At 71.5% G+C, this 22,254-nt stretch carries 17 protein-coding genes; 9 read left to right on the top strand and 8 right to left on the bottom strand.

Translation table 11 applies throughout. From position 1 onward, the window contains the following. Nucleotides 1-105: 105 nt before the first annotated feature. Complete coding sequence (gene secA / locus IG78_RS0129560; RefSeq protein ID WP_030568594.1) at nucleotides 106-2,928, bottom strand: preprotein translocase subunit SecA; 2,823 nt, start codon at nucleotides 2,926-2,928, stop codon at nucleotides 106-108. Between the two features lie 278 nt (nucleotides 2,929-3,206). Here secA and IG78_RS0129555 point away from each other — a divergent pair, with 278 nt between their 5' ends. Both IG78_RS0129555 and IG78_RS0129550 read left to right on the top strand, forming a co-directional pair. Beyond that, on the top strand, nucleotides 3,207-3,794 hold the full coding sequence (locus tag IG78_RS0129555; protein ID WP_030568592.1) for a GNAT family N-acetyltransferase: 588 nt from the start codon (nucleotides 3,207-3,209) through the stop codon (nucleotides 3,792-3,794). 215 nt (nucleotides 3,795-4,009) lie between these two features. Beyond that, nucleotides 4,010-5,212 carry a winged helix-turn-helix domain-containing protein gene (locus IG78_RS0129550; RefSeq protein ID WP_051853038.1) on the top strand — a complete coding sequence of 401 codons (1,203 nt, stop codon included), beginning with the start codon at nucleotides 4,010-4,012 and terminating at the stop codon, nucleotides 5,210-5,212. A gap of 40 nt (nucleotides 5,213-5,252) precedes the next feature. Here the strand turns inward: IG78_RS0129550 and IG78_RS0129545 are convergent, their stop codons facing one another. The 7 genes from IG78_RS0129545 to mtnA all read right to left on the bottom strand — a co-directional run bounded on the left by IG78_RS0129545 (nucleotide 5,253) and on the right by mtnA (nucleotide 14,407). Next, nucleotides 5,253-5,996: a response regulator gene (locus IG78_RS0129545; RefSeq protein ID WP_030568588.1), complete on the bottom strand. Its 744-nt coding sequence runs from the start codon at nucleotides 5,994-5,996 to the stop codon at nucleotides 5,253-5,255. Nucleotides 5,997-6,202: 206 nt separating this feature from the next. Next, entirely contained in the window at nucleotides 6,203-6,895 is a 693-nt protein-coding gene (hpf, locus tag IG78_RS0129540) for a ribosome hibernation-promoting factor, HPF/YfiA family (protein WP_030568586.1), read from the bottom strand. Nucleotides 6,896-7,210: 315 nt separating this feature from the next. Next, complete coding sequence (locus IG78_RS0129535; protein ID WP_030568584.1) at nucleotides 7,211-8,086, bottom strand: ComF family protein; 876 nt, start codon at nucleotides 8,084-8,086, stop codon at nucleotides 7,211-7,213. A 172-nt stretch (nucleotides 8,087-8,258) separates the two neighbouring features. After that, the gene (locus IG78_RS0129530; protein ID WP_030568582.1) at nucleotides 8,259-10,124 is read right to left on the bottom strand and encodes an LpqB family beta-propeller domain-containing protein; all 1,866 of its coding nucleotides are present in this window, start codon (nucleotides 10,122-10,124) and stop codon (nucleotides 8,259-8,261) included. After that, nucleotides 10,114-12,300, bottom strand: coding sequence for an MtrAB system histidine kinase MtrB (gene mtrB / locus IG78_RS0129525; RefSeq protein WP_037686683.1), 2,187 nt, complete (start codon nucleotides 12,298-12,300; stop codon nucleotides 10,114-10,116). Before mtrB ends, IG78_RS0129530 begins: the two co-directional genes overlap by 11 nt. Before the next feature lies 1 nt (nucleotide 12,301). After that, complete coding sequence (mtrA, locus tag IG78_RS0129520) at nucleotides 12,302-12,991, bottom strand: two-component system response regulator MtrA (protein ID WP_189176211.1); 690 nt, start codon at nucleotides 12,989-12,991, stop codon at nucleotides 12,302-12,304. 213 nt (nucleotides 12,992-13,204) lie between these two features. Then, nucleotides 13,205-14,407: an S-methyl-5-thioribose-1-phosphate isomerase gene (mtnA, locus tag IG78_RS0129515; RefSeq protein ID WP_030568577.1), complete on the bottom strand. Its 1,203-nt coding sequence runs from the start codon at nucleotides 14,405-14,407 to the stop codon at nucleotides 13,205-13,207. A 173-nt stretch (nucleotides 14,408-14,580) separates the two neighbouring features. Here mtnA and IG78_RS0129510 point away from each other — a divergent pair, with 173 nt between their 5' ends. The 7 genes from IG78_RS0129510 (at nucleotide 14,581) to IG78_RS0129480 (ending at nucleotide 22,107) form a co-directional block, all read left to right on the top strand. Continuing rightward, the gene (locus IG78_RS0129510; protein ID WP_030568576.1) at nucleotides 14,581-15,918 is read left to right on the top strand and encodes a glycerophosphoryl diester phosphodiesterase membrane domain-containing protein; all 1,338 of its coding nucleotides are present in this window, start codon (nucleotides 14,581-14,583) and stop codon (nucleotides 15,916-15,918) included. 31 nt (nucleotides 15,919-15,949) lie between these two features. Continuing rightward, on the top strand, nucleotides 15,950-16,648 hold the full coding sequence (locus IG78_RS0129505; RefSeq protein ID WP_037686690.1) for a DUF4129 domain-containing protein: 699 nt from the start codon (nucleotides 15,950-15,952) through the stop codon (nucleotides 16,646-16,648). Continuing rightward, nucleotides 16,645-18,060, top strand: a complete 1,416-nt coding sequence (locus tag IG78_RS0129500; protein ID WP_030568572.1) for a DUF4350 domain-containing protein — start codon at nucleotides 16,645-16,647, stop codon at nucleotides 18,058-18,060. Before IG78_RS0129505 ends, IG78_RS0129500 begins: the two co-directional genes overlap by 4 nt. After that, nucleotides 18,060-19,040, top strand: coding sequence for an AAA family ATPase (locus IG78_RS0129495; protein ID WP_404827778.1), 981 nt, complete (start codon nucleotides 18,060-18,062; stop codon nucleotides 19,038-19,040). Before IG78_RS0129500 ends, IG78_RS0129495 begins: the two co-directional genes overlap by 1 nt. Beyond that, nucleotides 19,040-20,350, top strand: a complete 1,311-nt coding sequence (locus tag IG78_RS0129490; protein ID WP_030568568.1) for a DUF58 domain-containing protein — start codon at nucleotides 19,040-19,042, stop codon at nucleotides 20,348-20,350. Before IG78_RS0129495 ends, IG78_RS0129490 begins: the two co-directional genes overlap by 1 nt. Nucleotides 20,351-20,492: 142 nt before the next feature. Beyond that, on the top strand, nucleotides 20,493-20,900 hold the full coding sequence (locus IG78_RS0129485) for a YciI family protein (RefSeq protein ID WP_030568566.1): 408 nt from the start codon (nucleotides 20,493-20,495) through the stop codon (nucleotides 20,898-20,900). Nucleotides 20,901-20,955: 55 nt separating this feature from the next. Next, nucleotides 20,956-22,107: an RNA polymerase sigma factor gene (locus IG78_RS0129480; protein ID WP_030568564.1), complete on the top strand. Its 1,152-nt coding sequence runs from the start codon at nucleotides 20,956-20,958 to the stop codon at nucleotides 22,105-22,107. The last annotated feature ends 147 nt before the right edge of the window (nucleotides 22,108-22,254 follow it).

The raw sequence follows: 22,254 nt of genomic DNA, 5'->3' as shown, positions 1-22,254 counted from the left end.
GGGCACCCACAGGTACCCGGCCCGCGCTCAAGCCCTACGCCTCGCGAAGCCCTACGCCTCGCGAAGCCCTGTGCCGCTCGAAGCCTCACGCCACGCGCAGAACCGCTACTTCTTGCGGCGACGCCCGCCCTTCTGGGCCTTGCGCCGCTCCGCGCGGGTCATGCCGTCGCCGGAGGCCGTCGTGGCACCGGCCGGCTGGTCGCTGGTCGTGAAGTCGCCCTCGTCGACACCGCCCTCGGCGTTCGGCGCCTGGAAGTGCAGGCGGTCGGGGCGCTGCGGGGCGTCGAGGCCCTTGGCGCGGATCTCCGGGCGGGGGGCGCCGGCCGGAACCGCGTCCTGCGCGCCGTCCTTGGTGAGGGAGGGCGCCGCGTCGGACACGGGGACCTCCTCGACCTGCTGCTCGACCTGGACCTCCAGGTTGAACAGATAGCCGACGGACTCCTCCTTGATGCCGTCCATCATGGCGTTGAACATGTCGAAGCCCTCGCGCTGGTACTCGACCAGCGGGTCCTTCTGCGCCATGGCCCGCAGGCCGATGCCCTCCTGGAGGTAGTCCATCTCGTAGAGGTGCTCGCGCCACTTGCGGTCGAGGACGGAGAGCACGACCCGGCGCTCCAGCTCACGCATGATGTCGGAGCCGAGCTGCGCCTCACGGGCCTCGTACTGCGCGTGGACGTCGTCCTTGATGGCCTCGGAGATGAACTCGGCCGTCAGACCCGCGCGGTCGCCGATCTCGTCCTCGAGCTCCTCGACGGTGACCTTCACCGGGTAGAGCTGCTTGAAGGCGCCCCACAGCCGGTCGAGATCCCACTCCTCGGCGAAGCCCTCCGCGGTCTCCGCGGAGACGTACGCGTCGATGGTGTCGTCCATGAAGTGCACGATCTGCTCCTGCAGGTCCTCACCTTCCAGGACGCGGCGGCGCTCGCCGTAGATGACCTCGCGCTGGCGGTTGAGGACCTCGTCGTACTTCAGGACGTTCTTACGCGTCTCGAAGTTCTGCTGCTCGACCTGCGACTGGGCGGACGCGATCGCGCGCGTCACCATCTTGTTCTCGATCGGCACGTCGTCGGGGACGTTGGCCATCGACATCACGCGCTCGACCATCTGGGCCTTGAACAGGCGCATCAGGTCGTCACCGAGCGACAGGTAGAAACGGGATTCGCCGGGGTCGCCCTGACGGCCGGAACGGCCGCGCAACTGGTTGTCGATACGGCGCGACTCGTGCCGCTCGGTGCCGAGGACGTAGAGCCCGCCGAGGTCGACGACCTCCTCGAACTCGGCCTTCACGGCCTGCTCGGCCTTCTCCAGGGCGGCGGGCAGCGCGGCAGCCCACTCCTCGATGTGCTCCTCGGGGTCGAGGCCGCGCTGACGCAGCTCCGCCTCGGCGAGGTCGTCGGGGTTGCCGCCGAGCTTGATGTCGGTGCCTCGTCCGGCCATGTTCGTGGCGACGGTGACGGCGCCCTTGCGACCGGCCTGGGCGATGATCGGCGCTTCACGGTCGTGCTGCTTGGCGTTCAGGACCTCGTGCTGGACACCGCGCTTGGAGAGCTGCTGCGAGAGGTACTCGGACTTCTCCACGGAGGTGGTGCCGACCAGGATCGGCTGGCCCTTCTCGTGCTTCTCCGCGATGTCGTCGACGACGGCGGCGAACTTGGCGACCTCGGTGCGGTAGATCAGGTCCGACTGGTCGGCGCGGACCATGGGCCGGTTCGTCGGGATCGGCACGACGCCCAGCTTGTAGATCTGGTGGAACTCGGCGGCCTCCGTCATGGCCGTACCGGTCATTCCGGAGAGCTTGCCGTAGAGCCGGAAGAAGTTCTGGAGGGTGATGGTCGCAAGGGTCTGGTTCTCGTCCTTGATGTCCACCCCTTCCTTCGCCTCGATCGCCTGGTGCATGCCCTCGTTGTAGCGGCGGCCGGCGAGGATACGGCCGGTGTGCTCGTCGACGATCATGACTTCGCCGTCGATGACGACGTAGTCCTTGTCCTTCTTGAAGAGTTCCTTGGCCTTGATGGCGTTGTTCAGATAACCCACGAGCGGGGTGTTCACCGACTCGTAGAGGTTGTCGATGCCCAGCCAGTCCTCGACCTTGGCGACGCCGGACTCGTGGATGGCGACGGTGCGCTTCTTCTCGTCGACCTCGTAGTCCCCGGTCTCCTCGATGCCCTTGAGGGGCTCGCCGGGCTTGCCCCTGGTGAGGCGGGTGACCAGCTTGGCGAAGTCGCCGTACCACTTGGTGGCCTGATCGGCGGGGCCGGAAATGATCAGCGGCGTCCGGGCCTCGTCGACGAGGATCGAGTCGACCTCGTCCACGATCGCGTAGTTGTGGCCGCGCTGGACCAGCTCGTCCTTCGACCACGCCATGTTGTCGCGGAGGTAGTCGAAGCCGAACTCGTTGTTCGTGCCGTACGTGATGTCGCAGTTGTACATCTCGCGGCGCTGGGCCGGTGGCATGTTCGCGAGGATGCAGCCGACGCTCAGGCCGAGGAACTTGTGGACGCGGCCCATCATTTCGGAGTCGCGCTCGGCCAGATAGTCGTTGACCGTGATCAGGTGTACGCCCTTGCCCGAGAGCGCGTTCAGATACGCGGGCAGCGTACCGACGAGCGTCTTGCCCTCACCGGTCTTCATCTCGGCGACATAGCCGAGGTGCAGGGCGGCGCCGCCCATGAGCTGCACATCGTAGGGACGCTGGCCGAGGACGCGCTTGGCGGCCTCGCGCACCGTCGCGAAGGCCTCGGGCAGCAGGTCGTCGAGGGTTTCGCCGTCGGCGAACCGCTCCTTGTACTCCGCGGTCAGCGCGCGCAGCTCGGCGTCGGAGAGGGCGGTGAAGTCCTCTTCGATGGAGTTGACCTGGTCCGCAATGCGGTGCAGCTTGCGCAGGATCTTGCCTTCGCCTGCACGCATGATCTTCGAGAGGACGGACACGGGGGTTGGTCTCCTTGCCGGTCGGGCCTGGCACGGTCGGTTTTACTCGTCGGGCAACGGCCATCGTATGCGAGGACCCGGCCGCCCCGGGAGGTCTGCCATGTCGTCAACGGACGGGCACTCGTGAAGGTGCCGCTCCGAGCCCGGGAATCCGCGCCGGCGGGCGACTCCTGCGGCCGCCCCGCTGCCCCGCGTTCCGAGCGCCGCAGGCCCGGAACGGCGGCCGCGCGGACACAAAAAGCTGGCGCCGCCTCGTCCGCCCGCAGCAGAATCGGCCGATGGAGCCCGTCACCCTGACCACCGAGCGCCTGCTGCTGCGCGCCTTCTCCCCGGCCGACACCGACGAGGTGTACGCGGCCTGCCAGGACCCCGAGATCCAGCGCTGGACGACGATGCCCTCGCCGTACGCGCGCGCGGACGCGGAGGGCTTCATCGGCCGCATGGTGCCCGACGGCTGGCGTCTCGACTCGGAGTACACCTTCTCCGTGCGTCCCCGTGCGGGCGGCCCGCTCCTCGCCGCGACCAGCCTGCACCACCCGCGCGCGGGCTGCTGGGAGGTCGGCTTCTGGACCGGCAAGGAACACCGGGGCCGCGGCTACATGACGGAGGCCGTCCACGCCCTCGCCCACTGGGCCTTCACCCGCCTCGGCTGCAGCCGCCTGGAATGGCGTGCCGAAGTGGGCAACACAGCGTCCCGCGCGGTAGCCGAGAAGGCGGGCTTCACCGTAGAGGGCACCCTCCGAGCGGGCCTGCTCAACAAGGGCACCCTCCGCGACACCTGGATCGCCTCCCTGCTCCCCACAGACCTGGACCTCCCCTCCCCCCACCCCTACCTCCCGCCCAAAACCAGCCCGTCCGGCGTTTGAGGACGAGGCCGAAGGCCGAGCTTTCCTCAGCCCGTCCGGCGCTTGAGGACAAGGCCGAAGGCCGATGAGGCGGGGGTCCAGGGGCGGCAGGCCCCTGGTTTCGGGAAGGGGCGGGCCTGGGGCGCCCCGCGAGGACACCCACCCGCACCCAGGCACACCCCCAGCCCCCCGCCCGCACACCCCCACTGTCAGTGCCTCCCCCTATCGTTCCGCCCATGAGGAGCAAGCCGAGCACGCCGAGCAAGCAGAGCGGACCGAGCACGCACCACCACCCCACAACCACCCTCTCCGCAGACGAGGCCCGCCGCATCGCCCTGCGCGCCCAGGGCTTCCTGGGCGCCCCGGACCGCAGGTCGGGAGTGCGAGGCGTGCTGCGCCACCTCGGCGCGGTCCAGCTCGACACGATCTCCGTCCTGGCCCGCTCGCACGAACTGATCCCGTACGCCCGCCTGGGCCCCGTGGGCCGCACCACCGTCGAGTCGGCGTACTGGACGGACACCCACGCCTTCGAGTACTGGTCGCACGCCGCCTGCATCCTCCCCATCGAGGAATGGCCCCACTTCGCCTTCCGCCGCCGCGCCTACCGCGCCCGCCCGCACTGGCACCACCACCTGCCGGACGGCGCGTACGACCAGGTGATCAAGCAGCTCCGCACCGAAGGCCCGCTGACGGCCACGGAATTGGGCGGCGCGAAGAACAAGGGCGAGTGGTGGGACTGGTCCGACTCCAAGATCGCGGTCGAGCGCGCCCTGATGTACGGCGACGTGGTGTGCACGGAGCGCCGCTCCTGGAAGCGGGTGTACGACCTCGCGGAGCGCGCCGTCCCGGACGCCCTGCTGCACGACGACCTGGACGACGCGGAGTGCGTGCGCCGCCTCGTCCGCCTCGCGGGGCAGTCCCTGGGCGTGGGCACGCGCGCGGACATCGCCGACTACCACCGCCTGAAGGGCGAGCAGTTCGACGCCGTCGTCGCGGACTCGGGCCTGGTCCCGGTGACCGTGGAGGGCTGGGACAAGCCCGCCTGGGCCGACCCGCAGGCGCTGGCCACGCCCCCGCGCGGCCGCCACCGCACGACGCTCCTGTCACCCTTCGACTCGCTGATCTGGGAGCGGGCGCGCACGGAGCGGATCTTCGGCTTCACCCACCGCCTGGAGGCGTATGTCCCCAAGCCCAAGCGGGTGTACGGCTACTTCGCGATGCCGGTGCTCGCGGGCGGTCGGCTCGTGGGCCGCGTGGACCCCGCCCGCGAGGGGCGCACGCTGGTGGCCAAGCAGGTGTCCCTGGACGGCCCCAAGGCGGTGCGGGGGGTGGCGCAGGCGCTCCTGGAGGCAGCGCAGTGGGTGGGCTGCGACTCCGTACGCATCGAGCGCGTCGACCGCCCCGAGCTGACGGCGGACCTGATCCGCGCGGTGAGCTGACCCGCGCCGCACCCGCACCGGCATCGGCACCCGCACCGGCTCACCGGATCTCGAGGATCTTCTCCCGCATCGCGTACACCACGGCCTCCATCCTGGAGTGCAGTTGCAGCTTCTCCAGGATGTTGCGCACATGGTTTTTCACGGTGTTCTCGGAGATGAACAACTCCTTGGCGATGTCGCGGTTGTTCATCCCCGTGGCAACCAGCTTGAGCACCTCCAGCTCGCGTTCGGTCAGCCGGGGCGCGGGCACCAGACGGCGCTCGTCCGTGCGCTGGATCATCGACTTGAACTCCGTGAGCAGCTTGGACGCCATCGACGGGCTGATCTGCGACTGCCCGTCGGCGACCGCGCGAATGGCCGTGGCCACCTCGTCGGTCGAGATCTCCTTCAGGAGATAGCCCGTCGCGCCCGCCTTGATGGCGTCGTAGAGATCCGCTTCCTCGTCGCTGATCGTCAGCATGATGATCTTCGCACTGGGGGCCACCTCCTTGATGGAGGTGCACGCCTCGATACCGCCGCGCTTGGGCATCCGTACGTCCATGAGCACGATGTCCGGCAGCAGGTCGGCGGCCTTGTCCACGGCCTCGGCGCCGTCACCCGCCTCCCCGACCACCTGGATGTCCTCCTCGGCGGCGAGGACGATCTCCAGGCCGCGGCGGAAGAGCGCGTGGTCGTCCACGACAAGGACCCGGATGGGCTCCTTGCGCGGGGCGCCCGCGTCCGTGCCGATGCCGATGCCGTCACCGGCACCCTCGCTCCGCATCGGTCCGAAGCTGTCCGCCATCGTTCCTCCCCCTGAAGGCCAGGGCCCGTCTCTTGCCTCGGCTGCGCCAACCCTAGGCAGAGTCAAGTGGGTTGAGCCGTCGCGCCCATGATTCCATGCCCGGCCCCCCGGTCGTGCCCGCAGTGGTCGCACGCGGGTGCCCCTGGGGGCGCACATGCGCTCCAGGGGCACCGGCCCGTGCGCTCCGACGGGCGCCTCAGCGGCTGTCAGCCGCCGAGGGCACTGCCTCCACCGGCCGATTGGGCCTTGGCGACCATGGGGTCGGTGTTGAGGCGGATGACGCCGTAGTCGTAGGCGTGCCGTCGGTAGACGACGCTGGGTTCCTTGCTCTCGGAGTCGATGAACAGATAGAAGTCGTGTCCGACGAGTTCCATCTCGTACAGCGCCTGGTCCAGGGTCATGGGCGCCGCGACGTGGGTCTTCTCGCGCACCACGAGGGGCCCTTCGCCCTGGATCTCCAGGGAGCCGATCCTGGTGGTGGGCACGCCTTCGGGCTCCTCTTCGCGGACCAGGCTGCCGTCCCCGTTCAGATGCGCCGCGTCCGGGACCCGGTCGGCCACTTCGGCGGCGGTGAGCCTGCCGGCGCCGCGCCGGTTGTGCCGCTTCTCGTGCTGCTTGCGCAGCGACGCGTCGAGCTTGGCCGTGGCCAGGTCGAGCGCCGCGTACGGATCTGCTGCCGAGGCCTCCGCGCGGATCACGGGCCCGCGCCCCCGGACGGTGATCTCCACACGGTCGGAACGGTCGGCCTGACGCGGGTTGGTTTCCTTGGACACCTCGACGTCGAGGCTGATCACCTTGCCGTCGAGCTTCTGGATCTTGTCCAGCTTCAGCTTCTCGGCCACGTGCTTGCGGAACCGCTCGGGCACCTCTGTCTTGCGGCCCTTGACGACGATGTCCACGCAGAACTCCGTTCCCGGATCGCTCCGCTGCTTCGGCGGAGTATCTCCCTCTTGCACCAGACTCCTGGAAACTCCCGGAGCCTCGGACTCGGTGACTTCCACCTCCTCCTCCCCCATGGGCAAGATCTCCACCCACCGTCCCCGGGTGATGGCAGAAAACCCAGAGGTCGGCATTCCGATATGCGAGGGGCGGTGTCCGCCTTTCCTCACAACCGAACATATCTCGCCCGGACGGATGTCGTCACCCTCTACTGACACGTACCTCCATTCGGGTGGATAGGCCTTCTCACTACCTGCAACGATGAAACTCTCCGTTCAGTTCCGGTTTATTTCGAAAGAAACCGGAGACGCAGCGACGACTGCGGCAAGGATGGTGTCCGAGCGAGGCATTTCGCTGGCCGGGAGGGCTTTCCGGGTCCGGCGCCCACGGCCGTCCCCGCGATCGCAGCTTGGCCGGTTATCCCTCTGGCGCTCCGCCGCCACCTGTGCTCCCGTCACGCCTGCCGTCGTGCTTCTTCGCTCATCCCCTACCCCGTGTACGCCACATACGCCCCTCAATGCTCGGGCCGCCTCAGCCAGCGAGGCACCCGTCGTCATCAGGTCGTCCACGACCACGATCCGCGCCGCGCCCCGCAGCAGCCGCCCGGCCCCCGGCGCCACCTCCAGCGCCCCCGACAGATTGATCTGCCGCTCCCGGGAGTTGAGCCCCGCCTGGTCCTCCACCGCACGCCGCTGACGCAGCACGCTCAGCACGCTCACCGGCAGCCCGGCGCGCCGCAACCGCCCCGCCGCCGCGAGCGCCGACCGGCGCACCGGGTCGTGCCCCCGCGCCCGCACGGCCCGTCGCGCGGAGGGCACCGGCACCAACAGCACAGGACCGCCACCGACTTGGCCCGCGCCCCGCAACGCGGCCCGCACCGCACCCGCGAGCGCCTCACCGAGCACCTCGGCCAACGGCAGCGCGCCCCGCTCCTTGTGCGCGAGCAGCACCGCCCGCACCGCTCCCCCGTACGGCGCGGCAGCGTGCACCGCCGGCAGACCCCGCGGCTGCGGATCCGGACGCACCCTGCGCGGCGACGCCCCGCACAGCGCGGACCGGCACCCGGCGCACAGGGCCACCCGCGGTGTCCCGCAGCCGGGGCAGTCGACCGGCAGCACCAGATCCGTGAGGTCCCGCCACCACCCCCGCATGTCCCCACTGTGCCAACGCGCCCACCCCGCTGCCACCCCTGTGGACAACCGCCTGTGGATAACTCGTCACACTCTGTTCGACCTGCGGCGGAGCAGGCTTGCGGGGAGTCCGACGGCCCGAGGGAGACCGCCTCGCCGGGGGCGAAGGCCCTCACCCGGGATAGAAACGCCCTCACCCGGGATAGACCGGCGTGCGCCCTTCCTTGACCACCGTCTGCCACTGCGCGCCGGACGGCAGTCGGACGATGCCGTCGTCGGAGTGCGCCACCAGCGGCTGCCGCTCGTCCTCGGAGGCGGCGATCTCCTTCACTCCGGTGAGGCCGGGCAGCGTCGCCCCCGTCCGCGCGGACCCGTCGCACTGGACGTACCGCATCTGCTGCACACCGCCGGACTCGCGACCGACCACCACGAGGCGGCTGACGCCCGCCCAGGACATGGCGGTCACCTCCTCCATCTGCGGGGCGGCCTCCAGGAGTTCGACGACGGAGATGTCGGGCTGCCCGCCCTTGCCCTCGGCCCATTCGATCAGGCCGATGCGCAGTGACGTCTTGCCGTCCTTGCGCACGAGCAACGCGACCCGCACCCCGTCGGCCGCGACCCGCACCGCCTCGATACGCCCGTCCAGATCCGGCACCCTCACCTGCACCGGCTCGCCCGTACCCGCCGCCAGCCACAGCAGCCGCGACCGCCGCGGATCCCGGTCGGCCACCCACAGGTCGCCGCGACCGTCCCAACTCGGCGTCGAGAAGCCGTCCTTCTCCGACTTGGCACGCGAACGCAGCTCAGGACTGCCGAGCGGCCCCTTCGACACCACGGACGAGGTGAAGAGCCGCCGCCCGTCGAGCGACACCCCGGCCGCTCGCTCCTCGTCGCGCGAGACCGCCGCCGAGCGCAGCGGCTGCTCGCCGTCGCCGAACGGCCCGGTCACCGGCTCGGGCCCGGCGTCACTGCCCGCGTTGCCGGGCATCCGCACCAGTTGCCGCTTGTCGTCCACGAAGTACTGGTACGCCGGAAGGTCCGCCGTACGGTGCGGCGCGACGGTCTCGGCACGGTCCTTGCCGAGGACGCACAGCCGCGAGCCGTTCCGCTGCTGCAGCTCCACCTGCTCGACTCCGGAGGACGGCAGGTCCTGCAGCGTGAAGAGGAGCTGGGCGGCCACCTGCGTGCACTGATCGTGAACGAGCGAGTCCCCCCGCGCGTTCAACGGCACGACGAGCTTGTTCTTGTCGTCGGGCGTCAGCGACTTGGCGTCGGGGGCAAGGCGCGCGCCCATCGGGACCGCCGTGCGGACCGCCGGGTCGAGCCGGTTGCTGGGCCCTTCGAGGAGAGCCTTCACCGTCTCGGTCAACGGATCGATGCGCTGGCGTACGTAGATGGGGTCCGCGACGAGCCCCTGCTGGGCGCCCACCTGCCGGGCCGGACCGAGGCCCTTCGGAGGCGACGCGAAGTAGTACTTGTTGACGGCCTGGTAATTGCGTTCGAAGTCGGACTCGCCGAGGACGACACCCGCGGGCGGCGCGTCGATGCGCCACGCCCCGCCGTTCGGCCCGTTCTGCTGCGTGAGGTGGATGGCCTGCTTGAAGGTCCCCGAGTCGGGCTGGTACGCCCGCTGTGCGTTGACCGTCGCGAGCCTGCGGCCGGTCAGCGAGTACGTACGCTCACCCTCGTTGCTGTTGCCCACGTTGTCCGCGACCGTGTTCGGGCCGTCGGCGAGCACCGTGGTGGAGCGCTCCGGGTGCCAGTTCTTGGACGCTTCCTTCGTCAGGTACTTGCGGGCGATGGCGAAGTCGGGGTCGTCGCTGGTCAGCGCCTCAAGGAAGCCCTGGACGATGTCCACGGCACCCGCGTCCTCGGGCGGCGGCATCGCGTAGACCCGCACCTGGGACTGCGAGTCGGGGCGCTGCGAGGCCTCGACCTTCTTCATGTTGCCCTCGTCCGGCATGGAGGCGCAGCCGGCGATCAGCGTGCCGCACGCGGCGAGCACAAGACCGGCGCGCAGCCGACGCGCGCGCCCCCGCAATTGACCCTCACCACCCACGCGAGGCCTCCTCTTCCGTGCCGGGAGCCGCATCAGTTTCCGTGCCGGGAGCCGCATCCGTGCCGGGAGCCGCATCGGTGCCGGAAGCGGCATCAGTGTCGGGAGCCGCATCCGTTCCCGCGGTCGCGCCGCCGCCACCGCCCTGCGGGGCATCCTTCGCCCCCGCGTGCGCACTGCCATGGGTACTGGCCCCCGACTCCTCCCAGGCCTGCCGCTGCACCACCCGTGCCCCATTGCCCGGCAGGGCGGTGGGGTCGACGTCCAGTGCGGCCGCACGGGCCAGCCTGGGCGCTATGGGGGCCTTGGCGGGCACCGGGGGCGGTACCCGGCCCGGGGGCGCCTGATGGGGCACTGTGGCCCGCTTGGGGCCGTCACCGACCGGGAGCCCCGCGCCGTTCAGGGTGCGCAGGCGGCGGGAGTCGTCGGGTTCGAGCGGTATCGGCGAACCCCGCAGCGGCTCGTCCGCCGTACGCGGCAGGGTGAGCCGGAACTGCGAGCCGCCGCCCGGCTCGCCCCAGGCCTGTAGCCATCCGCCGTGCAGGCGGGCGTCCTCAAGGGCGATGGAGAGCCCGAGGCCCGTACCGCCGGTGGTACGCGCGCGTGCCGGGTCGGCCCGCCAGAAGCGGCTGAACACCCGGGTCGCCTCGCCCGGCTTGAGGCCGACCCCGTAGTCCCGTACCGCGACGGCGACAGCGCCGCCCGCGGCCGCGAGGCGCACCACCACGTCCTTGCCCTCGCCGTGCTCCACGGCGTTGACGACGAGGTTGCGCAGCACCCGCTCGACGCGCCGTGCGTCCGCCTCGGCGACCACGGGCTGCTGGTCGCCGACGACGCGTATGTGTGTGCCCTTGCGCTCCGCCAGCGGCTCGGCCCCGCCGACCACGCGGCGCACCACCTCGCGCAGGTCTATCGGCTCGGCCTCCAGGGCCGCCGCGCCCGCGTCGAACCTGCTGATCTCCAGGAGGTCCCCGAGCAGCGACTCGAAGCGGTCGAGCTGATCGGCGAGCAACTCCGCCGAGCGGGCCGTGATCGGGTCGAAGTCCACCCGCGCCTCGTGGATGACGTCGGCCGCCATCCGTACGGTCGTCAGCGGCGTACGCAGCTCGTGCGACACGTCGGAGACGAACCGCCGCTGCATCCGCGACAGCTCCTCAAGCTGCTGGATCTTGAGCTGGAGGTTCGACGCCATCTTGTTGAAGGCCTCCCCGAGGCGCGCGATGTCGTCCTCTCCGGTGACCTTCATCCGCTCCTGGAGGCGGCCGGCGGACAACCGCTCGGCGATCCCCGCGGCCATCCGTACGGGCGTCACGACCTGCCGCACCACCAGCCAGGCGATGGCGCCGAGCAGCACCACTACGAAGAGGCCTGCCGTGGCGAGGGTGCCGCGCACCAGGTTCATCGACTCCTCCTCCTGCGTCAGCGGGAAGAGGTAGTAGAGCTGGTAGGAGTCGCCGTTGTTGTCGCTCAACTGCTTGCCGATCACCAGGCCGGGCTGCGAGGCACGGTGGTCGATGAAGTCGATGCGCGTATTGCTCTGGTACGCGAGCGTGCCGCCGTCGATCCGCTCGCGCAGTTCCTCGGGCACGCTCTGGATCGGGTTCACGCCACCGGAGGCACGCGGTCCGCGCACGCTGCCGCCGTCACTGGCGTTGGAGCTGAGCGTGACTACGTAGAAGGCGTTCTGGCCGCCGCTCGCCAGTTGCTCGACCAGCTCCGACAGCCACACGGCGGCGTTCTGCGCGGTGGGGCCGTCGGATGCGTCGACGCCCTGGGCGGCGGACTGGTGGGCGCTGTTCGCCTGCTCCTGGGCGGCCCGGAAACCACCGTCGGCCTGGCTCTGCGCCGCGTTCACCTTGGCCTTGAGCAGTCCGTTGCTCACCGAGCTCATGACGACGAAGCCGAGAAGGAGCACCACTCCGAGGGACATCAGGAGGGTCGTGACGACGACCTTGAGCTGGATGTTGCGCCGCCACAGCCGCATCATCGGCAGCAGCGGGCGGCGCACCCAGCGTGTGAAGAGCCGCAGCAGGGGGCTGCTGCCCTGCACGCCGCCCTGCAGCATCAGACCGCTGTCGACGAGCGCCCCGAAGCGGGGCCCCCGCCGCGGCGGCCGTACAGCCCGCCCCGGCCGCGCTCCCGGTTCGCCGGGCGCCGGAGAGGAGCTGTCCCGGGACACGTCAGCTCGGTCCGGCCTTGTAACCGACGCCACGGACGGTCACGACGATCTCCGGCCGCTCGGGGTCCCGCTCGACCTTGGAACGCAGCCGCTGCACATGCACATTCACCAGACGGGTGTCGGCCGCGTGCCGATAGCCCCAGACCTGCTCGAGGAGCACTTCACGCGTGAACACCTGCCACGGCTTGCGGGCGAGCGCGACCAGCAGGTCGAACTCCAGCGGCGTCAGCGCGATCGACTGCCCGTCCCGCTTCACGGAGTGCCCGGCCACATCGATGACGAGGTCACCGATGGCAAGCTGCTCCGGCGCGGGCTCCTCGGACCTGCGAAGGCGCGCACGGATGCGGGCCACCAGCTCCTTGGGCTTGAACGGCTTGACGATGTAGTCGTCGGCTCCCGACTCCAGGCCGACCACCACATCCACGGTGTCGCTCTTGGCCGTGAGCATGACGATGGGCACTCCGGACTCCGCCCTGATCAGACGGCACACCTCGATGCCGTCCCGACCGGGAAGCATCAGATCGAGGAGCACCAGATCGGGTTTGGCCTCCCGGAAGGCAGCCAGCGCCTTGTCGCCGTCAGCTACGAACGACGGCTCAAAACCTTCACCACGCAGCACAATCCCGAGCATCTCGGCCAGTGCGGTGTCGTCGTCGACGACAAGGACTCGTCCCTTCATGCCTGACATCATCCCATTCTCATAACGGCAGCGAACACGGTGGTGAGATAGGTCACTGACCAGCACGGTTAACCGCATGTGCCCGCCGCCGTGCACCCATGTTCGCCGACTGGTGCCGAGCTCGTCGCCACGGCCCCTCTGCCCGCGGCCCTCTCCGCCACCCCGTGGCACAGGCGGAGAGACCGTTTTCCGTCGGCGGGGCCGAAAAAGCCCCTACTGGCCGATTCAGCCGATCGTCACCTGACCCGACCTGGCGCACAGCTCCGCCAGACCCTCAGCCGTCACGGGCGACACGACGCCCCCCTCCGTGACGATGGCCGTCACCAGCTCGGGCGGGGTGACGTCGAACGCCGGGTTGTACGCCTGCGTCCCCAGCGGCGCCACGGCTATCCCCCCTCCCGCCTCCGCTCCGGCCACCGGCACGAACGGCACCATGACCTCCGTCACCTCGTGTCCCGCCCGCTGCTCGACCTCGATGGCGGCCCCGTCCGGGGTGCCCGGGTCCACCGTCGTCACCGGCGCCACCACGATGAACGGCACGTGGTGGTACCGGGCGAGGACCGCGAGCGGATAGCTCCCCACCTTGTTGGCCACCGAACCGTCGGCCGCGATGCGGTCCGCGCCGATCAGCACGGCGTCCACCTCACCGGACGCGAACAGCGAACCCGCGGCGTTGTCGGTCAGGAGCGTGTACGGCATGTCGTTGCGCGCCGCCTCGTACGCCGTCAGCCGGGCGCCTTGCAGCAGCGGCCGGGTCTCGTCGACCCACAGCCTGCGCAGCCGCCCCTGGCGGTGCGCGGCGAGCGCCACCGCGAACGCCGTGCCCTCGCCGCCGGAGACCAGCGCCCCGGTGTTGCAGTGCGTGAGGACCCGGTGCCCGCCGCCCGGCATCAGCTCGTCGAGCAGCGCCAGGCCGTGCACCGCCATCCGCGCGCTGGCCTCGGCGTCCTCCTTGTGCAGCGCCCGCGCGGCGGCGAGGGCCGCGGCCGCCGCCCCCCGCTCGTCCGCGCCCTGGGCCACGGCCGCGCGGTGGGCCTCCTGGGCCCTGCGCGCGCCGTACGCCAGGTTGACCGCGGTGGGCCGCGCACCCGCGAGGGCGTCGGCGGCCTCGTCCACGTCGAAGCCGCGGGCCGCGGCGAGCGCCACGCCGTACGCCCCGGCGATGCCGAGCACCGGAGCCCCGCGCACGGCGAGCGTCCTGATCGCCTGGACCAGGGCGGGTGCGTCCGTGCACACCAGCTCGCTCTCCTCGGCCGGAAGGCGGGTCTGGTCGAGGAGGACGATGACGGGCCCCTCCGGGGGCTCGTCCCAGCGGATCGCGGGGACCCCGGACAGGGTGGCCCGTGGAGAGGCCCCGGGTGGCACCGGGGCCGCCGGGGACGCGGACGGCCGTACGGACTCGCCGGATTGCGCGTAGTGATCAGCCATCCGCCCAGTCTGCCCGCTACCCGACGGACAATAGAAGGTGCGCAGCCCAGACAGCACACGGTCGCGGCGGCAGGTTGGCGGCCACCGCGCCGGGTCCCGGGGCGACCACCCCGTGGCACGATGGCTGCCAACCTGCCGCCGCGACCGCGGACGGGCACTGTGAAGGAGCGACGATGAACGACACTCCGGGCTGGGCCTCGCCCGGATCCGCCCCCTCCGACGAACCCGACCCCCACAAGAAGGGGCCCGACGAACCCGGCCCCGACAAGAAGGGGTCCGACGAGCCTGCGGACCAGCCGAACGGCTCCGGTTCGAAGTGGTCCAAGGAGCAGCCGCCGCCCGCCCAGTGGTCCGCGCCCGGTGCGCCCGTTCCCGGCCAGAACCCGCCGCCGCCCCCGGCCCCCGGCCAGGGCTGGGGAGCGGGCCCCGGCAGCTCCGGCGGTCCAGGCGGCCCCGGCTGGGGCAGCGGCCAGAACGGGCCCGGCGGCCCCTACCGTGGCTGGGGCAACTGGCAGGGCCCGCCCGCCGCCGCCAAGCCCGGCGTCATTCCGCTGCGTCCCCTCGCCGTCGGCGAGATCCTGGACGGCGCCGTCTCCACGATGCGCACCCACTGGCGCACGGTCCTCGGTATCTCGCTGACCGTCGCCGTCGTCACGGAAGTCCTCGTCGTCCTGCTCCAGGGGCTCGTCCTCAACGACGCGGCCGACACCGAAGCGCTCGACGACCCGAGCGCCACCACCGGCGAGGTCACGCGCGCGCTCTGGGACACGCTGCTGAGCTCCGGCGCCGTCCTCGTGATCACCCTCCTCGGCACGATCGTCGCGACGGCCCTGCTCACCATGGTCACCAGCCGCGCCGTCCTGGGGAAGTCCGTGACCACGGCGGAGGCCTGGAACGACTCCCGGCCGCTGCTCGGGAAGCTGATCGGCCTGACGCTCCTGCTCCCGCTCATCGCCGTGGGCATCGTCGCCGCGGGCACCCTGCCCGGTGTCCTGATCGCCGTCGCCGGGGCCGAGAACGCCGGTGTCGCACTCGCCGTGATCGGCGGCATCGCCGCGGGCGTCGTCGCCATCTGGCTGATGGTCCGCCTCTCGCTGTCCTCGCCCGCGCTGATGCTGGAGAAGCAGGGCGTGAAGAAGGCGATGGCCAGATCCGGGAAGCTGGTCAGCCGCTCCTGGTGGCGGGTCTTCGGCATCCAGTTGCTCGCCGCGGTCATCGCGAACGTCGTCGCGTCGATCATCGTCATCCCGTTCACGCTCATCGCGGGCGCGCTCAGCGGTGACAGCGTCTCCAACCTGCTCGACGCGAGCGGCAGCGACGTCGGCTGGACCTTCCTGATCGTGAGCGGCGTCGGACAGGTGATCGGCTCCATGCTGACGTTCCCGATCACCGCAGGGGTCACCGTGCTGCTCTACATCGACCAGCGGATCCGCCGCGAGGCCCTCGACCTCGAACTCGCCCGCGCCGCCGGCGTGCCGGGCCACGACGCCTCCGGCACACCGGGGAGCTGATGCGGTGACGCCGGTGGGGGCGGTTCTCGGCATGCTCGGCGCGGTCTCACGGCTGCCCCGCGCCGGAGACGAACCTCCGGTGACGATCCCGCGCGACCCCGCGCGGGAGGCGGCCGAGCGCGAGCTGTCCGAGCCGAGGTACCACGAGGACGACCCGAGCCTCATGCAGCGCGCCCTGAACCGCTTCTGGGAGTTCGTCGACGACTTGTTCTCGGCGGCTTCGGGCGCGGCGCCGGGCGGCACGGTGGGCCTCCTCGTCATCGGCCTCGCGGTGGTGGCGGTGGCCGTGGCCCTGTGGTGGCGCCTCGGCACCCCACGCCGTGCCCCCGCCGGCTCGGCGGCGCTCTTTGACGACCGCCCGCGCAGCGCAGCCGAGCACCGCTCAGCCGCGGAGGCGCACGCCGCCCAGGGCCACTGGAACCAGGCCCTCCAGGAGCGGATGCGGGCCGTCGTGCGCTCCCTGGAGGAGCGCGCACTCCTCGACCCGCGCCCCGGCCGCACCGCGGACGAGGCCGCCGCGGAGGCCTCCCGCGCCCTCCCCGACCACACGGACCGCCTGCACGCCGCCGCCCGGGAGTTCGACGACGTGACGTACGGAGGCCGTACGGCCACCGAGCCCTCGTACCGCACGCTCGCCGACCTGGACCACGACCTGGAGCGTTCCAAGCCGCTCCTCACCCGCGCGCCCGACGCCCCGTCCGACGGCGCATCCTGGGGGGCGATCCGATGACGGAATCCCCACCGCCGACCCGGACACCCCCGGCCCAAGCACCCCCGCCCGAGGCTCCGGTGGGCCAGGCGCAGTTGCCCCCCGCGCAGGACACCCGGACACCGCAGCCCCCGGACTCCGGAACCTCGTCCACCTCCACCGCCCCCACCTCCCGGGAGCTGTGGACCCGCTCGCGTGGCATCGCCCTTGCCGTCGTCGTCCTCCTGGTGGCCGCAGTCGCCATCGCGGCCGTCCGCTCCGGCGACCGGCACGGCCGTCTCGACCCCCGCTCGGCCGACCCTCAGGGCAGCCGCGCCGTCGCCGAACTCCTCGCCGACCGGGGGGTGTCCACGCGCGTCGTGACCACCGTCAAGGAGGCGGGGGACGCCGCGGGCCCCGACACCACCCTCCTGGTGACCGATCCCGACCTGCTCGACGACGGCAGGCAGTCCCGTCTGCACGACGCCACCGTCGGCTCCGGCGGCCGCACGGTCCTCGTCGCCCCCGGCTCCCCCTCGGTGTCGAAACTCGCCCCCGGGGTCACCGCGGACCCCGCGGCCAGCTTCGACTCGACGCTCTCCCCGGACTGCGCCCTGCCCGCGGCCCGCCGCGCCGGCTCCGCGGACGTGGGTGGCGTCCGCTACGACACGCTCGTCCCCGGCGCCGAGGCCTGCTACCTCGACGACGGGCTCCCCAGCCTCCTGCACCTCCCGGCGACGACCGACAAGGACGCCCCTTCGAAGACCGGCGACAACGCTGCGAGCTCCCCGAAGAGCAACGCCGAGCACACGCCTCGCAAGGGCTCCCAGGGCCCTTCGGAGCCCTCCTCGCGCGGGGACACGGTCATCCTCGGTGCCCCCGACATCCTCTTCAACGACCGCCTCGACGAGCACGGCAACGCCTCGCTCGCCCTGCAACTCCTGGGTTCGCGCCCCCATCTGGTCTGGTACCTCCCCTCGCTCTCCGACGACGCGCTCGACGGCACCGCCGACAACGGCGACGACAGCTTCTTCGACCTGATCCCGTCCGGCTGGCTCTGGGGCAGGCTGCAGCTCACCGTCGCCGCCGTCCTCGCGGCCCTGTGGCGCGCGCGCCGCCTCGGCCCCCTCGTACCGGAGAAACTCCCCGTCGCAATCCGCGCCTCCGAGACCGCCGAAGGCCGCGCCCGCCTCTACCGCAAGGCCAACGCCCGCGACCGCGCCGCCGCGGCTCTTCGCTCGGCCACCCGCACCCGGCTCGCCCCCCTCGTCGGCGTCCCCACCGCCCGGGCCCATACGCCCGAAGCGCTCCTGCCCGCCCTGGCAGGCCGACTGCACAGCCCCGGCCAGGACCCGCACGCTCTCCTCTTCGGCCCGCCACCCGGCGACGACGCGGGCCTGACCGCCCTCGTCGACCGACTCGACGCCCTCGAAAGTGAGGTACGTGGTTCATGATGGACCCGACCACTGACAACGCCGGGAGCTCCGGCGGCGCCCGCTCCGCCCTGGAGTCCCTGCGCACCGAGATCTCCAAGGCCGTGGTCGGCCAGGACCCCGCCGTGACCGGCCTCGTCGTGGCCCTGCTCTGCCGCGGCCACGTCCTGCTCGAAGGCGTCCCCGGCGTCGCCAAGACCCTGCTCGTACGGGCCCTCGCCGCCTCCCTCGAACTCGACACCAAACGCGTCCAGTTCACCCCCGACCTGATGCCGAGCGACGTCACGGGATCCCTCGTCTACGACGCCCGCAGCACGGAGTTCTCCTTCCAGCCGGGCCCGGTGTTCACCAACCTCCTCCTCGCCGACGAGATCAACCGCACCCCGCCCAAGACGCAGTCGTCCCTCCTCGAAGCGATGGAGGAACGCCAGGTCACGGTCGACGGCACACCGCGCCCCCTGCCCGAGCCGTTCCTGGTCGCCGCCACCCAGAACCCGGTCGAGTACGAGGGCACGTACCCCCTTCCCGAAGCCCAGCTCGACCGTTTCCTCTTGAAGCTGACGGTCCCGCTCCCCTCCCGGCAGGACGAGATCGACGTCCTGACACGGCACGCGGACGGCTTCAACCCGCGCGACCTGCGCGCCGCCGGCGTACGCCCCGTGGCGGGACCCGAAGACCTGGAAGCGGCCCGCGCCGCCGTCGCCAAGACAGCCGTCTCTCCCGAAATCACCGCCTACGTAGTCGACGTTTGCCGCGCCACCCGCGAATCGCCGTCCCTCACGCTCGGCGTCTCCCCGCGCGGAGCCACGGCACTGCTCTCCGCGGCCCGCGCCTGGGCCTGGCTGACGGGCCGCGACTACGTCATCCCCGACGACGTGAAGGCCCTCGCCCTGCCCGCGCTCCGCCACCGCGTGCAACTGCGGCCCGAGGCCGAGATGGAGGGCGTGACCGCCGACTCCGTCATCACCGCGATCCTCGCGCACGTCCCGGTACCCCGCTGATGCCCGTCACCGGCCGCACCGCCCTCCTCGCGGCCCTCGGCTCGCTCCCTGTGGGCGTCGTGGCACCGTCCTGGACCGGTTTCCTCGCCGTCAACGCCCCGCTGGCCCTGGCCTGCGCCTACGACTTCGCCCGCGCCGCTCCCGTACGCCGACTGCGTCTCACCCGTTCCGGTGACACCACCACACGCCTCGGCGAGCCCGCGGACATCCAGCTCACCGTCACCAACCCCACCAACCGTCCGCTGCGCGCGGAACTCCGTGACGCCTGGCCCCCGAGCAGTTGGCAACCGGGCACCGAGGTGTCCGCTTCCAGGAACCGTCTGGACGTCCCTTCCGGAGAGCGCCGCCGCCTCACCACCCGTCTGCGCCCCACCCGTCGCGGCGACCACCGCGCCGACCGCGTCACGATCCGCTCGCGGGGCCCCCTCGGCCTCTTCACCCGGCAGGGCAGCCACCGTGTGCCCTGGACGCTCCGTGTCCTGCCGCCCTTCACCAGCCGCAAGCACCTCCCGTCCAAACTGGCCCGCCTGCGCGAACTCGACGGCCGCACCAGCGTCCTGATCCGCGGTCAGGGAACCGAGTTCGACAGCCTGCGCGAGTACGTTCCCGGGGACGACACCCGCTCCATCGACTGGCGCGCCACCGCCCGCCAGTCCGCGGTGGCCGTCCGCACCTGGCGCCCAGAACGCGACCGCCACATCCTCCTGGTCCTCGACACCGGCCGCACCTCGGCGGGCCGTGTCGGTGACGCCCCGCGCCTCGACGCGTCCATGGACGCGGCCCTCCTCCTCGCGGCCCTCGCCTCACGTGCCGGTGACCGCGTGGACCTCCTCGCCCACGACCGCCGGGTACGCGCCCTGGTCCAGGGCAAGGCGGCGGGCGATGTCCTGCCCTCGCTGGTGAGCGCCCTGGCCACGCTGGAGCCCGCACTCGTCGAGACCGACGCCCGCGGCCTGACCGCCACCGCGCTGCGCGCCGCTCCCCGCAGCTCCCTGATCGTGCTGCTCACCAGCCTGGATGCGGCCCCCATCGAGGAAGGCCTGCTGCCGGTGCTCCCCCGGCTAACCCAGCGCCACACGGTCCTGGTCGCCTCGGTCGCCGACCCGCACATCGCGGAGATGGCGCGGGCCCGGGGTTCCGCGGAGGCCGTGTACGACGCCGCGGCCGCGGCGCAGGCCCAGGCGGAGCGCCGCCGTACCGCGGAACACCTCACCCGGCACGGCGTGACGGTCGTGGACGCTACCCCCGACGACCTGGCCCCCTCGCTGGCGGACGCCTATCTCTCCATGAAGGCGGCGGGCCGCCTCTGAGCCCGGCGCGCGGACGGCTCACTCCCGTCATCCGCAAGCTTCCGAAAAAAAGATCTCGGCAGCGATGTCGAGAACCGGTGACTGGCTCCGTCCCCGCTGTGAACGCGACGAAAATGGGTCGCACAAGCCCGAGGAGAACGCCATGGCCAAGTACCTGCTTCTCAAGCACTACCGCGGCGCCCCGGCCGCGGTGAACGACGTCCGCATGGACCAGTGGACGCCGGAGGAGATCTCGGCTCACGTGCAGTACATGAACGACTTCGCGGCCCGGCTCGAAAAGACCGGCGAGTTCGTCGACGGCCAGGCGCTGGCCCCCGAGGGCACGTGGGTCCGCTACGACGGCGAGGGCCGCCCGCCGGTCACCGACGGCCCGTTCGCCGAGACCAAGGACCTCATCGCCGGTTGGATGGTGATCGACGTCGACAGCTACGAGCGTGCCGTCGAGCTGGCCGGGGAGCTGTCGGCCGCCCCCGGTGCGGGCGGGAAGCCCATCCACGAGTGGCTGGAGCTGCGTCCGTTCCTCACCGCGCCGCCCACCATCACGGAGTAGCGGCCCCACCACCCGCACGGAGCGGCTACGGAGTGACGACGCATTGACTGCCGAAGTGGACGACACCCTGCTCCGGAGCCTCACGCCGAGTGTGCTCGGCATCCTCGTCCGCCGCGGAGCCGACTTCGCGGCGGCCGAGGACGCCGTCCAGGACGCGCTGGTCGAGGCGGTCCGCGTCTGGCCCACCGACCGGCCACGGGACGCCAAGGGCTGGCTGGTCACCGTGGCCTGGCGCCGGTTCCTCGACGCGACCAGGGCTGACGTCGCCCGCCGCCGGCGTGAGGACCTCGTCGACGAGGAGCCTGGGCCCGGGCCCACGCCCTCGGTGGACGACACGCTTCAGCTCTACTTCCTGTGCGCCCACCCCTCGCTGACGCCGTCGTCCGCGGTCGCGTTGACTCTGCGCGCCGTGGGCGGCCTGACCACCCGCCAGATCGCCCAGGCCTATCTGGTGCCCGAGGCAACCATGGCGCAGCGCATCAGCCGCGCCAAGCGCACTGTCTCCGGTGTGCGCTTCGACAAGCCCGGAGACGTCGCCACCGTGCTGCGTGTCCTGTATCTGGTCTTCAACGAGGGCTATTCGGGCGTCGTCGACCTCGCCGCCGAGGCCATCCGCCTCACCCGTCAGTTGGCGGCTTCGATCGACCACCCCGAGGTGGCGGGGCTGCTCGCTCTCATGCTGCTCCACCATGCCCGGCGTGCCGCCCGGACCGCGCCGGACGGGGGTCTGGTGCCGCTCGCCGAGCAGGTTCGCAGCCTGTGGGACACCAGGTCGATCGCCGAGGGCATCGAGATCCTGCAGACGGCTCTCGCCCGCGACCGCCTGGGTGAGTTCCAGGCACAGGCAGCTATCGCGGCTCTCCACGCCGACGCGCCCGTCGCCGAGGAGACCGACTGGGTGCAGATCGTCGAGTGGTACGACGAGCTCGTGCGCTTGACCGACAGTCCCGTCGTCCGGCTGAACCGGGCGGTGGCCGTCGGTGAGGCCGACGGCCCGCGCGCCGGCCTGGCGGCGCTCGCCGCGCTGGATGGTTCCTTGCCCCGTCGTGCCGCGGTGGCGGCGTATCTGCATGAGCGCGACGGCGATGTGGCGTTGGCGGCACGGCTGTATGCCGAGGCGGCCGAGAAGGCATCGAATCTTGCCGAGCGCGCTCATCTGACGCGTCAGGCCGCTCGGCTCAACGCCTGCCTGAACGCACGCCAATAGGGGGCACCTCGCCGATTGGGAGTGCAACGCAAAAAAGCCGTACCCCCAAGTCGGAACTCGGGGGTACGGCTTCTTATCAAAATTAGTTCGGCGGCGTCCTACTCTCCCACAGGGTCCCCCCTGCAGTACCATCGGCGCTGTGAGGCT

Source organism: Streptomyces aureocirculatus, assembly GCF_000720475.1.
GTDB classification, from domain to species: Bacteria; Actinomycetota; Actinomycetes; order Streptomycetales; family Streptomycetaceae; genus Streptomyces; species Streptomyces aureocirculatus.
The sequence above is the reverse complement of the archived record's forward strand: the minus strand, read 5'-3'. Positions and strand labels throughout refer to the sequence as shown.